This window comes from Acidovorax sp. GW823-FHT05D11 (genome assembly GCF_058795695.1).
This window is the reverse complement of sequence record NZ_CM179502.1, coordinates 4323173-4335438: the sequence shown is the minus strand read 5'-3', so window position 1 is coordinate 4335438 and position 12266 is coordinate 4323173. Positions and strand designations below refer to the sequence as shown.

Genomic DNA, 12266 nt, shown 5'->3' with positions numbered 1-12266 from the left:
AACTGTGCACCGGTCGCGAAACTGGACCCCTTCCGTGAAACTCCGCACCTATATCGTTGAAGACAACGCGACCATCCGTGAGAACCTGATTGGTACTCTCGAAGAGTTGGCGTCCGTAGAGGCGGTAGGAGTGGCGGAGACGGAAGACGAAGGCAAGAGCTGGCTGGCCGCGAACAGCGGGCAGTGGGACCTGGCCATCGTGGACCTGTTCCTGCGCCAGGGCAGCGGCCTGGGGGTGCTGGCGGCCTGCCGCGACCGCAAGCCTGGCCAGAAGATGGTGGTGCTCAGCAACTATGCGACACCCGACGTGCGCATGCGCTGTGCGCAGCTGGGCGTGGACGCGGTGTTCGACAAATCCAATGAAATCGACGCGCTGGTGGACTACTGCATCCAGCACAGCGGCCCCGTGCCCCTGGACTCCAACCCCCCCATGCCGGCATCTGGCCAAGCTGCGTGAACCCGCCGCGGCGGGGCTGCACGCCGGGTCCAGGCTTCACACCTGAACCTCCATGCCCCGCCGGACCCGAATCATGACCCCGGACTGAGGCCACTGTTCCATGTCAGTCAATCAGGCGGTTCTTGAGCGCGTAGTAGGTCAGATCGCTGTTGGAGGACAGGCTCATCTTTTCCATCAGACGCGTCCGGTAGGTGCTCACCGTCTTGACGCTCAACGACAAGGCCTTGGCGATGTCGCCCGCCGTCTCGCCCTTGGCAAGCTTGAGGAACACCTGGAACTCGCGCTCCGACAGCTGCTCGTGCGGCGGGGCGTCGTCCTTGCGGTTGAGCTGCTGGGCCAGCAGTTCGGCCACGGCGGGTGTGAGGTAGCGCCGGCCCAGCGCGATGGTGCGGATCGCTTCCACGATTTCCGAGGGCTCGCATTCCTTGTTCAGGTAGCCGCTCGCGCCCTGGCGGATCAGGTTGATCGCGTAGTGTTCTTCGGGATAGCCGCTCAGGATCAGGATGCCCATGTCCGGCGCCTTGGCGCGCAGCATGGCCAGTGCATCCAGCCCGCTCTGGCCGGGCATCGACAGGTCCATCAGCAGCACGTCGATTTCCTTGTTGCGCACGAGGTCGATGGCTTCGCGGCCGTTGGCGGCCTCGCCCTCCACCCGCAGATCCACGTGCTCCGACAGAAATTGCCGCAGCCCGGAACGAACAATCGCGTGGTCATCCACAATGCCAATCTTGATCATCGATCTTTCTTTCGCAGGGCGGTGGTGCCGCGCCTGATGTTTGTTGGTTGCACAGGTTCTTCGGCATGCCACACCCTGATGGGGTGTGGCGGCGGCCGGGTCCTCAGACATTATCCAGAATACCGCGTATGAGCCTCAAAGAAAACACCCGCATCTGGCTTCCCAAGGTTCGCAAGATGGCGTTGAGCCTGCCGATGGCGCTGCTGGCGGCCATGGTGCTGGTGGGGATCAATGAAACGGGGCACATGCGTTCGCAGGATGCGGTCGAGCAGATGACGCACGGCCAGAACACGCGCAAGGCCGTCAATACCCTGCTGCAGAGCATGCTGGACGCGGAGACAGGCCAGCGCGGCTACCTGCTCACCGGCAACGAGACCTACCTGGAGCCCTACGACAAGGCCGTGGCCAGCGTGCAGACCAATCTGGACGGGTTGCGCGAACTGTTCATGGATGCCCCCGACGACATGCAGGAGTTCGCACTGCTGTCGCGGCAGATCTCCCGCAAGCTGGCGGAGATGGAGCTGAGCCTGCGCCTGCGCCGGCAGGGCAATGAGGACGCCTGGAAATTCATCCTGCACACCGACGTGGGCAAGGAGCACATGGAGGCGATCCGCAAGCATGCGCTGGAGCTGATCGCGCGCAGCGACCGGCATGTCAAGCAGGGCCAGGAGCAGATCGAGCAATCGCTCATGCTGTCGCGCATCGGCATCGCCACGGTCACCGTCATCGGGCTGCTCGCGTTCTACATGTACCTGCGCCAGGCGCAGGCGCTGCAGGTGGTCAACCTGCGCGAGCAGGCCCTGCTCGAGCGCGAGCGGGATCGCCTGGAGGGACTCGTGAGGGACCGCACCGCAACGCTTTCCGAACTGGCCAACCACCTGCAGCAGGTGCGCGAAGAGGAGCGCGGGCACCTCGCGCGCGAGCTGCACGATGAACTCGGCGCGCTGCTCACGGCGGCCAAGCTGGACGTCGCGCGGCTCAAGTCCAAGATCGATGCCACCGTGCCCGAGGTGGCGGAGCGGCTCAAGCACCTGACCGAAACGCTCAACAGCGGCATCGCGCTCAAGCGGCGCATCATCGAGGACCTGCGGCCTTCATCGCTCTCCAACCTCGGGCTGACCGCGGCCATTGAAATCCTCACGCGCGAATATGCCGAGCGCGCCGGCATCGAGGTGGAGACCAGCCTGGAGGCGGTGCAGTTGCCCGATGCCTCGCAGCTCACGGTGTATCGCATGGTCCAGGAGGCCCTGACCAACATCGGAAAGTACGCGAAGGCCAGCAAGATCCTGGTGTCGGTGCATGGCTATCCCACCCATGTGGCGGTGCAGGTGCGCGACGACGGCGTCGGCTTCGATCCGGCGACGGTGCGCCCCACGTCGCATGGCCTGTCCGGCATGCGCCACCGCGTGGAGTCCGCGGGCGGCCGGCTGTCGATCACCTCGCGCGCGGGCAGCGGCACCCTGGTCTCCGCGGTGCTGCCGCTGCAGCACCGCTCCGCGGACGCGCCCAAGCCCCCCGCCCTGGACGTGTGACGCCTCCGCAGCGCGGTGCATCCGCGGGGGCGCGGTGCCCTCGCCAGGCCTTCTTCCAGCCCTTCTTCCATCCGATTGGCCTCGCGCACGCGGCACCGCCGACGTGCCCGCCTCTCGGGGCCTCTAGCTCTTTTCGTCTTTTTTGCATCCGCTGCCCGGGCGTGCCCAGGCGGGGGATGCGCGCTGCATGTCACCCGTGCGCGGGCGGCAGGGCTTCGTCCTACAGCGGGCGCGCTGCACCGCCGACAGGCCCGCGCGCCAGGGACCGGCATCTTTGAAGCGGCAGGCTTCCTACAGTGGACCCCAGGCGCTGAATTTCTTGTGCCCTGACCCGCCGGCACACACCGGCCCCTACAAAAGGAGAAGGAAATGTTGCATTACGCAGTTGTTTTTCTGGTGATCGCGTTGATTGCAGCCCTTTTCGGCTTCGGCGGCATTGCTGCCGGGGCCGTGGGCATCGCCAAGATTCTGTTCTTTGTCTTCGTGATCATGGCTGTCGTGACCTTTGTCCTGGGGCTGCTCAAGAAGGGCTGATGCCCGTTGCCGTGAAACCAGCCATCCCCGCATACACCATCCAAGGAGTTCCCCAATGAGTATCCAGACCGCCACCGACAAAGTTGCCAGCAGCGCCCGCCATATCGCCGACGATGTGCTGCAGAGTGCGCAAGACGCCGTACAGTCCACGCGCAATGCCGCCAACAACTCCCTGGAAAAAGCCGAAGAGGGCGTGCGCAACCTGCGCAGCCAGGCCGACCCGGTCATTGACGATCTCGCGGCCCGCGCCCAGGAACTCGCGGCACGTAGCATCGACTATTGCGCCGAAACGAGCGCGCGGGCCCGCCGCCAGATGCAGCAGGCCGCGGAGGCCACCAACAAGTACGTGGCCGAGCAGCCCGGCAAGTCGCTGGTGATCGCCGCCGCCTCGGGCGCCGCGCTGGCCACGCTGGTGCTGTGGATGTCGCGCCGCCGGCACGCCGCATACTGACCTGTCAGCCCGGCTTGCAGGTCGGCCGTTGAAGGGTGACACTTTGTCCCCACCGCGGCCGCCCCGCCAGCATCATCCATCAGGCACCAGATATCGAACCGTACAGTCCGCCGGTCGCGGAGGGTGCAACAGACCGGCAGATTGCAATTTTCCAGCACCCGCGTTCCCAAACCATTCTTCTAGAAGGACAACACCATGAAATACGCACGTGCCCTCGCTTTTGCCGCAGTCGCCGGCATCACCATCGTCACGGCCACCGGCTGTTCGGTGGCCCGCAACCAGCAGACCATGGGCTCCTATGTCGATGATGCCGGTATCACCACCGCCGTGAAGGCCAAGATGGCGGAGGACAAATCCGTCTCCGCCACCTCCATCAGCGTGGAAACGCTGAACGGCACGGTACAGCTGTCGGGCTTTGCCAAGTCGCAGACCGAGAAGAACCAGGCCGAGGCCATCGCGCGCAACACCAAGCATGTGCGCGAAGTGCGCAACAGCATTGTCGTGCGCCCCTGATCGTTGAACGGACGGCATGAACCGGGGCAGGCGGCTCGCGCCACCTGCCGGCGGGGCCAGGGAGCAGGTTCCAGGAATGACCTGGAACCTGCTCTTTTTCATTGGGAATCCCGATCCGGGCCCGGCGCCGCCTGCGGCGCGCGGCGAACCTGGCGGCCATGCCCCCACACGGACGCCCCACTGGGTATAAGCTCGGCACCATGCGCGTATTCAATTGCGACCATTGCGGTCACCTGGTGTTTTTTGACAGCGTGCAATGCCTGCACTGCGGCAGCACGCTGGCATTCCTGCCAGACCAGCTCGCCATGGCCGCCCTGGCGCCCGCGCCGCAGGACGGCCCGGGCCTGTGGCGCCGCATGGGCGAGCGCGGCACCGCGAACTACAGCGGGCGGCTGTACCGCATGTGCCACAACCACACGGAGTACCAGGCGTGCAACTTCGCGGTGCCCGCCAACGACTATGCCGACCTGTGCGCCTCGTGCCGCCAGACGCGCATCCTTCCCGACCTCTCGGAAGCCGCCAACCTGGGGCGCTGGAAGCAGATCGAGGCGGCCAAGCGCCAGCTGTTCTACACGCTGGCGCGCCTGGGGCTGGAACCCGTCCCCGGCCGGTACGGACCGGTCTTCGAATTCCTGGCGGACCTGCCCGGCGGCCCCGTGATCCTCACCGGCCATCTGGGCGGCACCATCACGCTCAACGTGGCCGAGGCGGACGACGACGAGCGTGCTCGCCGCCGCATCGCGCTGGGCGAGCCCTACCGCACGCTGATTGGCCACCTGCGGCATGAATCCGGCCATTTCTACTGGGACCAGCTGGTGCGCGATGGCGGCCGCATCGACGCCTTCCGCAATGTATTTGGCGACGAGCGGCAGGACTACGCCGCCGCGCTGGACGCGCACTACGCCCGGGGCAACGAGCTGGGCGATTGGGCCGCGCGCCATGTGAGCGCCTATGCCGCGGCCCACCCGTGGGAGGACTGGGCCGAAACCTGGGCCCACTACCTGCACATGATCGACCTGCTGGAGACGGCGGCCAGCTACCAGGCGGGCGTGACGGTGCCCGACCCGCATGCCGCCATCCGCCACCATGTCACCGACCCCTTTGCCACGCCGCGCCCCGCGTTCCAGGACATGGTGCGCCAGTGGGTGCCGCTGACCCTCATGCTCAACAGCCTGAACCGCAGCCTGGGCCAGCACGATGCCTACCCGTTCGCGCTGTCCTCCGGCGCCATGGTCAAGCTGCGTTTCGTGCACGATCTGGTGCAGGCGCAGGCCCCCCAGGGCGGCGTGCAGGCGGTGCCGTCCGAGGCGCTGTAAGCCCGCCGCGCAGCCGGTCCTGGCGTCCGCGCGGCCTCCCCGCCAGCGCCGCAGCCTGCACGCCCGCGTGTTTCTTGCGACACTCCGGGGCCATGAACAACACCCCCTTGCATGCCTTCGACCCTCCCCAGCTCGTTCTGATACCCGGCCTGGCCGGTGATGCCACCATGTGGCAGGCCCAGCTGCCGGCCCTGCCGGCCGCGCTGCGCCCCGTGGTGGCCACGGCCCACGCGCGGCCCGACGCGCAGCGCATTGAAGACATGGCCGCGCTGGTGCTGGCCGAGCATCCCGGGGCCTTGCTGCTGTGCGGCGCCTCGATGGGCGGGATGATCGCCATGGAGGCCGCGCGCCAGGCGCCCGGGCGCGTGGCCGGCCTGGCGCTGCTGGGCACCACGGCCCGGCCGGAGACGCCCGACATGCGCGCGCTGCGCGAAGCCGCGATGGAACTGTTCGCCCAGGGCCGCTTGCGCGAGGTGATCGAGCCCAACGTGGCGTTTGCCTTTCACCCGGCCAATGCGGCACGGCCCGCGCTGGTGCAGGCCTACCTCGACTTCGTGCTGCGCGCCGGCGCGCAGCAGCTGGTGCGCCAGAACCGCGCGGTCATCCACCGGCCCGATGCCCGGCTGCACCTGCCGCGCGTGGCCTGCCCCACGCTGGTGGCGTGTGGCGCCGCCGACCAGCTCACACCGCCCGAATGCTCCGAGGAGATCGCGGCGCTCATCCCTGGCGCCCACCATGCCGTGCTGGCCGAATGCGGCCACATGCTCACCATGGAGCAGCCCGAGGCCGTCAACCGCCTGCTGCTGGAATGGATCGCGCGGGGTGGCTGGGGCATTGATTTCTCATGAAATTGGCCTCTGGCGCTTGATGGGAAAGCGCTGGTTGCTATGAATTCAGGAGCTAATCAGAACTCCAGGTTGTCGATGAGCCGCGTGCCGCCCAGGCGCGCCGCCCCCAGGGCGACAAGCATGCCCGGCCCGTCCTGCGCCGTGGGCGGCTGCAGGTCGGCGCGGCGGCGCACGGTGAGGTAGTCGGGCTGCCAGCCGCGTGCGCGCAGGGCATCGACGGCCTGTTGCTCCAGCGCCGCGCCTGCGGCTGGCGGCCGGGCAGTCCATTGCCCCGCCAGCTGCCGGAGCGCCTGCGGCAGGGCCACGGCCTCCTGGCGTTCCTCGGGGCCGAGGTAGCCGTTGCGCGAACTCAGCGCCAGCCCATCCGCCGCGCGGCAGGTCTCGCCCGCCACGATGTCGATGGGCAATGCGAACTGCCGCACCATCTGGCGGATCACCATGAGCTGCTGGTAGTCCTTCTTGCCAAACACCGCCGTGCCGCCGCTCTGGCCCAGCACGCAGGCGAACAGCTTCATCACCACCGTGCCCACGCCCACGAAGAAGCCGGGGCGGAACTGGCCTTCGAGCATGTCGGCCAATGCGGGATCGGGGTGCACCTTGAAGGTCTGGGGCTCGGGGTACAGGTCGGCCTCGCGCGGGGCGAACAGCACGTCGCAGCCGGCGGCCCGCAGCTGCGCGCAGTCGGCCTCCCAGGTGCGGGGGTAGCTGTCGAAGTCCTCGTGCGGCAGGAACTGCAGGCGGTTCACGAAGATGCTGGCCACGGTCACGTCGCCCAGGGGCCGGGCCTGGCGCACCAGGGCGATGTGCCCGTCGTGCAGGTTGCCCATGGTGGGCACGAAGGCGGGGTGGCGGCGGGCGGCGAGGGCCTGGCGCAGGTCGGCGATGGAGTGGGCGATCAGCATGGGGCGGGAGTGCGTCTGTTGAAAAATCCGGGGGGTCGCTTACCAGGCGTGTACCGCGTTGTCCGGGAAACGCCCCTGCTTGACGGCCTGCACATACGCCTCCATGGCGCCGCGTACGCTGCCCGCGTCCGACATGAAGTTGTGCACGAACTTCGGCATTTTTCCGAGGTTCATGCCCAGCATGTCGTGCAACACCAGCACCTGGCCGGCCGTGCCGTTGCCCGCGCCGATGCCGATGGTGTGGCAGCGCGGCAGCTCGGCCGTGAGGGCCGCGGCCAGCGCGGCGGGCACCATCTCCAGCACCAGCATGGCGGCGCCTGCGTCCTGCAGTTCGTGTGCTTCTTGGCGCAGCGTGCGGGCGTCGTCGTCGGTTTTGCCCTGCACGCGGTAGCCGCCCAGGGCATGCACGGTCTGCGGCGTGAGGCCCAGGTGGGCGCACACCGGCACGCCGCGCTGCACCAGGAACTCCACCGTGGGCGCGGTCCAGCCCCCGCCTTCGAGCTTGACCATGTGCGCACCCGCCTGCATCAGCACGCAGGCGCTGCGCAGGGCCTGCTCGCGGCTCTCGGCATAGGTGCCATACGGCAGGTCGGCCACCAGCCAGGCCGTGCCCTGCACGCGGTGCAGGCCGCGCGCCACGCTGGCCGTGTGGTAGGCCATGGTGTCCAGGCCCACGCCCACCGTGCTGGGCAGGCCCTGGCACACCATGCCCAGCGAGTCGCCCACCAGGATGCATTCCACCCCCGCCGCATCGGCCACGGCCGCGAAGGTGGCGTCATAGGCGGTCAGCATCGTGATCTTCTCGCCCGCCGCGCGCATCTGCGCCAGGCGCGGCAGGCTCACGGGGCGGCGCTGGGGCAGGGGCGATGCGGGCGGCAGGGTACCGTAGGGCGTGGCGGAAACGGTGCTGGTGGCAGTCATGGGGCTTGCATGGGCAAAAATTGCCGCGAGTCTATGCGACCAATAATGGGTGTACTTATTGGTTGCCGGCGCGGTGGGAAACGGGCTGCGCTGGCGCAGTGGCCTTTGGGTTCCCGGTATGCTCCCGCCCCATGACGCTTTCGAACCAACAGTCCATGGACCATGATGTGGCGGCCCTGGCCCAGGCCGATGTGGCCCGCGCCCTCGCGGAAGACGTGGGCGCAGGTGACCTGACCGCCGGCCTGATCGACCCCGCCCGCCGCGCCCGCGCGCGCATCCTGGCGCGCGAGTCCGCCGTGATCTGCGGCGCGCCCTGGGCCGAAGCCGCCTTGCGCGCGCTCGACCCCACCATGGGGATCATCTGGCATGTGGCCGAGGGCCAGCGCTGCGCGCCCGACCAGGTGGTGCTGGAACTCACGGGCAATGCCCGCGCGCTGCTCAGCGCCGAGCGCACGGCGCTCAACTTTCTGCAGCTGCTGTCGGCCGTGGCCACCAAGACCCGCACCTATGTGGACGTGGTGGCCGGCACGCGCGCCCAGATCGTGGACACGCGCAAGACCCTCCCCGGCCTGCGCCTGGCACAGAAGTACGCCGTGCGCGTGGGCGGTGGCACCAACCACCGCATCGGCCTGCACGACGCGGTGCTCATCAAGGAAAACCACATCGCCGCCGCCGGTGGCGTGACCGCCGTGCTGAAAGCCGCGCAGGCTGTGGCCGCGCAAGCCAGGTTCATCGAGATCGAAGTGGAAACGCTGGCGCAGCTGGCCGAGGCGCTGGAAGCCGGCGCCAGGATGGTGCTGCTCGACAACATGCCCCTGCCCACGCTGCGCGAGGCCGTGCGCATCAATGCCGGTCGCGCGATTCTGGAAATCTCCGGCGGCGTCACGCTCGATGGCCTGCGCGCGCTGGCAGAGACCGGCGTGGACCGCATCTCCATCGGCACGCTGACCAAGGACGTGAAGGCCACCGATTTTTCGATGCGCCTGCAGGAGCTGTCATGACCACCACCACCGCCGTGCTGAACCGCATCGATGTGGAGTACGAGCAGCCGCTCGGTACCCAGGAGGGCTCCGTCTGCTCCACGAAACACGCCTGGGCCCGCGTTCCGCCCGAGCCCGCTGCGCCTGAGCGCGCCGCGCTCAAGGAGAGGATCCGCCGCCTGCTCAAGGAGAAGAACGCGGTCATGGTGTCGCACTACTACGTGCACCCCGACCTGCAGGACCTGGCGGAGGAAACCGGTGGCCTGGTGAGCGACTCGCTGGAGATGGCGCGCTTTGGCCGCGACCACGCCGCGCAGACGCTGGTGGTGAGTGGCGTGCGCTTCATGGGCGAGACGGCCAAGATTCTGAGCCCCGAAAAGACGGTGCTCATGCCGGACCTCGATGCGACCTGTTCGCTCGACCTGGGCTGCCCCATCGACGCATTCAGTGCGTTCTGCGATGCCCATCCCGACCGCACCGTGGTGGTCTACGCCAACACCAGCGCGGCCGTGAAGGCGCGCGCCGACTGGCTGGTGACTTCGAGCTGCGCGCTCGACATCGTGGGGGCCCTCAAGGCCGCGGGCCAGAAGATCCTGTGGGCGCCCGATCGCCACCTGGGCGCCTACATCCAGCGCGAGACCGGTGCAGACATGGTGTTCTGGAACGGCGCCTGCATCGTGCACGACGAGTTCAAGGCCTTCGAGCTGGAGGCGCTCAAGAAGGAGCACCCCCGCGCCAAGGTGCTGGTCCACCCCGAGAGCCCTGCGGACGTGATCGCCCTGGCCGATGCCGTGGGCTCCACCAGCGCCATCCTCAAGGCCGCGCGCGAGATGGATGCCACCGAATTCATCGTGGCCACCGACAACGGCATGATGCACAAGCTGCGCACGCTCAACCCCGGCAAGGTGTTCATTGAAGCGCCCACCGCCGGCAACAGCGCCACCTGCAAGAGCTGCGCGCACTGCCCCTGGATGGCGATGAACGGCCTGGCCGACGTGGCGCGGGTGCTGGAGACCGGTGCCAACGCGGTCCATGTGGACCCCGCCCTGATTCCGCGCGCGCGCCAGCCGATTGACCGCATGCTGGCCTTCACCGCCGCGCTCAGGAACGGGCAGCCGGCCAACGCCCTGGTGCCCCACCTGGGCGCTGCCTGACAGTACCACCCGCAGGGCCTGATCTGCTTTGATTTTGATAGCTGTCAGCGCATGAAATACCTGCGCTAGCGCCTGTTTTGACCATCACTTCCCGCATCGACTTCACCCAGCCGCTGGATGCACGCGCCCCGCGCCTGCGCCACGCCTTCGGCACACCCCGCGAGGTGCTCGTGGCCCACGCGCTGCCCCAGGTGCGCGGCGTGCTCGACGCCGTGCACGCCGCCGCGCGGCAGGGCCGCTGGTGCGTGGGCCATGTGCGCTACGAGGCGGCCGCCGCGTTCGATGCGGCCTTGCAGACCCACGCGGCCGACGGACCGCTGGCCTGGTTTGCCGTGCACGACGCGCCGCTGCCCTGGCCCGAAGGCGCGCAGGGCCCCGCGGCGCAGCCTCCTGCGCAGGTGGCATGGACCGGCAGCCCTGACCGCGCCTCGTTCGATGCCGCGCTGGCGCGGATCCAGCAGGCGATCGCGGCGGGCGAGCTGTACCAGGTCAACTACACCGCGCCCCTTCATGGCACGCTTCAGGGGTCGGCGCAGGCACTGTTTGCCGCGCTGTTGCGCGCCCAGCCCGGCGGGTATGCGGCGCACATCGACGCGGGGCCCGAGCAGGTGCTGTCGGTGTCGCCCGAGCTGTTCTTCGACTGGCGGGATGCCCCCGATGGTGGCGCCTTCCTGGCCCGGCCCATGAAGGGCACGGCCCCGCGCGGAGCCACCCCCGAAGAGGACGCGGCCCAGGCCGAGCACCTGCGCACGGCGCCCAAGGAGCGGGCCGAGAACGTGATGATCGTGGACCTGCTGCGCAACGACGTGTCGCGCATTGCGCTGCCGCACAGCGTGCGCGTGCCCGCGCTGTTCGCCACCCAGGCCCTGCCCACGGTGTGGCAGATGACCTCGGACGTGACGGCCCGCACGCGGCCCGGCACCACGCTGGCCGATGTGTTTGCGGCGCTGTTCCCGTGCGGCTCGGTCACCGGCGCACCCAAGGTGCGCGCCATGCGGATGATCCGCGCGCTGGAGCCCGCGCCGCGCGGCGTGTACTGCGGCGCGGTGGGCGTGGTGCGCCCGGCCGGCCCGCCCGACGCGCAGGGCCGGCACGCGGTGGCCGCCACGTTCAACGTGCCCATCCGCACCGTGGTGCTGCGCAGCGGGAGCGGCGGCGACGGCGAGGAAGGCCCGGCCGTCCACGCCACCTGCGGCATTGGCAGCGGCATCACCTCGGGCGCGCTGGCCGATGCCGAGTGGAGCGAGTGGCAGCACAAGCGGGCCTTTGCCGAGCGTGCCAGCCAGCCCTTTGACCTGCTTGAAACCCTGGCGCTGGAGGCCGGCGCCTTCCGGCACCTGGCCGACCACCTGGCGCGCCTGGAGAAGACCGCCGCGCACTTTGGCGTGCCCTGGGATGCGAAAGCCGTGTCGCAATGCCTGCGGGCGCTGGCCGCCGCACACGCGGCGGGGGCCTGGCGGGCGCGCCTGCTGCTGGACGCCACCGGCACGCCCCGGGCCGAGGCCTTTGCGCTGCAGCCCACGGCCGCACCCGTGCGCCTGCAGCTGGCCACGCGCCCGCTGGCGGAGGCGCACGGCGAATTCGTGCGCCACAAGACCACGCGCCGCGCGCACTATGCGGCGTTGGCGCCCACCACGCCCGGCGTGTTCGACACGGTGCTGTGGAACGCGGCGGGCGAGATCACCGAAAGCACCTTCGGCAACATCGCCGCGCTCATCGATGGGCGGTGGGTGACGCCGCCCCTGTCCTGCGGCCTGCTGCCCGGCGTGGGCCGCGCCGTGGCATTGCGCGAGGGGCGCGTGGTGGAGGCCGTGCTGCGCGTGTCTGACGTGCCCCGGGTGCAGGCCTGGGCCTTCCTCAACAGCCTGCGGGGCTGGCTGCCGGCCACGCTCGAAGGCTGATCGGCGCCGGCGCCCCGCGTG

13 protein-coding genes are annotated in these 12266 nt (G+C 69.0%); 10 read left to right on the top strand and 3 right to left on the bottom strand.

Annotated features, from left to right (window positions below; translation table 11 throughout):
* Nucleotides 1-34: 34 nt before the first annotated feature.
* Nucleotides 35-457: a response regulator gene (locus AC3RCE_RS19950; RefSeq protein ID WP_218295911.1), complete on the top strand. Its 423-nt coding sequence runs from the start codon at nt 35-37 to the stop codon at nt 455-457.
* A 103-nt stretch (nt 458-560) separates the two neighbouring features.
* Here the strand turns inward: AC3RCE_RS19950 and AC3RCE_RS19945 are convergent, their stop codons facing one another.
* Nucleotides 561-1193 carry a response regulator gene (locus AC3RCE_RS19945; RefSeq protein ID WP_100409415.1) on the bottom strand — a complete coding sequence of 211 codons (633 nt, stop codon included), beginning with the start codon at nt 1191-1193 and terminating at the stop codon, nt 561-563.
* 128 nt (nt 1194-1321) lie between these two features.
* On the opposite strand from AC3RCE_RS19945, the gene AC3RCE_RS19940 reads away from it, so the two are divergent.
* From AC3RCE_RS19940 to AC3RCE_RS19915, 6 genes are all read left to right on the top strand, one after another.
* A complete protein-coding gene (locus tag AC3RCE_RS19940; protein WP_218295910.1) occupies nt 1322-2725 on the top strand; it encodes a sensor histidine kinase in 1404 nt (467 codons plus the stop codon).
* 369 nt (nt 2726-3094) lie between these two features.
* Nucleotides 3095-3259, top strand: a complete 165-nt coding sequence (locus tag AC3RCE_RS19935) for a DUF1328 domain-containing protein (RefSeq protein ID WP_010463174.1) — start codon at nt 3095-3097, stop codon at nt 3257-3259.
* A gap of 55 nt (nt 3260-3314) precedes the next feature.
* Entirely contained in the window at nt 3315-3710 is a 396-nt protein-coding gene (locus AC3RCE_RS19930; protein ID WP_218295909.1) for a hypothetical protein, read from the top strand.
* A gap of 195 nt (nt 3711-3905) precedes the next feature.
* Nucleotides 3906-4223 carry a BON domain-containing protein gene (locus tag AC3RCE_RS19925; RefSeq protein ID WP_218295908.1) on the top strand — a complete coding sequence of 106 codons (318 nt, stop codon included), beginning with the start codon at nt 3906-3908 and terminating at the stop codon, nt 4221-4223.
* Between the two features lie 200 nt (nt 4224-4423).
* Nucleotides 4424-5539 (top strand): zinc-binding metallopeptidase family protein, encoded by a 1116-nt coding sequence (locus AC3RCE_RS19920; RefSeq protein ID WP_492253772.1) that lies wholly within the window; start codon nt 4424-4426, stop codon nt 5537-5539.
* Nucleotides 5540-5631: 92 nt separating this feature from the next.
* Nucleotides 5632-6387 carry an alpha/beta fold hydrolase gene (locus AC3RCE_RS19915; RefSeq protein WP_492253771.1) on the top strand — a complete coding sequence of 252 codons (756 nt, stop codon included), beginning with the start codon at nt 5632-5634 and terminating at the stop codon, nt 6385-6387.
* Nucleotides 6388-6443: 56 nt separating this feature from the next.
* On the opposite strand, the gene panC is transcribed toward AC3RCE_RS19915, so the two are convergent.
* Nucleotides 6444-7289 (bottom strand): pantoate--beta-alanine ligase, encoded by an 846-nt coding sequence (panC, locus tag AC3RCE_RS19910; protein WP_218339554.1) that lies wholly within the window; start codon nt 7287-7289, stop codon nt 6444-6446.
* 39 nt (nt 7290-7328) lie between these two features.
* Nucleotides 7329-8210, bottom strand: a complete 882-nt coding sequence (gene panB / locus AC3RCE_RS19905; protein ID WP_218295904.1) for a 3-methyl-2-oxobutanoate hydroxymethyltransferase — start codon at nt 8208-8210, stop codon at nt 7329-7331.
* Between the two features lie 131 nt (nt 8211-8341).
* Here panB and nadC point away from each other — a divergent pair, with 131 nt between their 5' ends.
* The 3 genes from nadC (at nt 8342) to AC3RCE_RS19890 (ending at nt 12245) form a co-directional block, all read left to right on the top strand.
* Nucleotides 8342-9211: a carboxylating nicotinate-nucleotide diphosphorylase gene (nadC, locus tag AC3RCE_RS19900; RefSeq protein ID WP_492253770.1), complete on the top strand. Its 870-nt coding sequence runs from the start codon at nt 8342-8344 to the stop codon at nt 9209-9211.
* Nucleotides 9208-10344, top strand: a complete 1137-nt coding sequence (nadA, locus tag AC3RCE_RS19895; RefSeq protein WP_492253769.1) for a quinolinate synthase NadA — start codon at nt 9208-9210, stop codon at nt 10342-10344. Before nadC ends, nadA begins: the two co-directional genes overlap by 4 nt.
* A 77-nt stretch (nt 10345-10421) precedes the next feature.
* Nucleotides 10422-12245 (top strand): chorismate-binding protein, encoded by a 1824-nt coding sequence (locus tag AC3RCE_RS19890; RefSeq protein ID WP_492253768.1) that lies wholly within the window; start codon nt 10422-10424, stop codon nt 12243-12245.
* Nucleotides 12246-12266 lie beyond the last annotated feature (21 nt).

Bases quoted from the DNA above. Each gene is read 5' to 3' on its own strand.
- AC3RCE_RS19940 (WP_218295910.1), top strand. From the start codon at position 1,322: ATGAGCCTCAAAGAAAACACCCGCATCTGGCTTCCCAAGGTTCGCAAG.
- AC3RCE_RS19945 (WP_100409415.1), bottom strand. From the start codon at position 1,193: ATGATCAAGATTGGCATTGTGGATGACCACGCGATTGTTCGTTCCGGG.
- AC3RCE_RS19915 (WP_492253771.1), top strand. From the start codon at position 5,632: ATGAACAACACCCCCTTGCATGCCTTCGACCCTCCCCAGCTCGTTCTG.
- nadC (WP_492253770.1), top strand. From the start codon at position 8,342: ATGACGCTTTCGAACCAACAGTCCATGGACCATGATGTGGCGGCCCTG.
- AC3RCE_RS19920 (WP_492253772.1), top strand. From the start codon at position 4,424: ATGCGCGTATTCAATTGCGACCATTGCGGTCACCTGGTGTTTTTTGAC.
- AC3RCE_RS19935 (WP_010463174.1), top strand. From the start codon at position 3,095: ATGTTGCATTACGCAGTTGTTTTTCTGGTGATCGCGTTGATTGCAGCC.
- panB (WP_218295904.1), bottom strand. From the start codon at position 8,210: ATGACTGCCACCAGCACCGTTTCCGCCACGCCCTACGGTACCCTGCCG.
- nadA (WP_492253769.1), top strand. From the start codon at position 9,208: ATGACCACCACCACCGCCGTGCTGAACCGCATCGATGTGGAGTACGAG.
- AC3RCE_RS19925 (WP_218295908.1), top strand. From the start codon at position 3,906: ATGAAATACGCACGTGCCCTCGCTTTTGCCGCAGTCGCCGGCATCACC.
- panC (WP_218339554.1), bottom strand. From the start codon at position 7,289: ATGCTGATCGCCCACTCCATCGCCGACCTGCGCCAGGCCCTCGCCGCC.
- AC3RCE_RS19930 (WP_218295909.1), top strand. From the start codon at position 3,315: ATGAGTATCCAGACCGCCACCGACAAAGTTGCCAGCAGCGCCCGCCAT.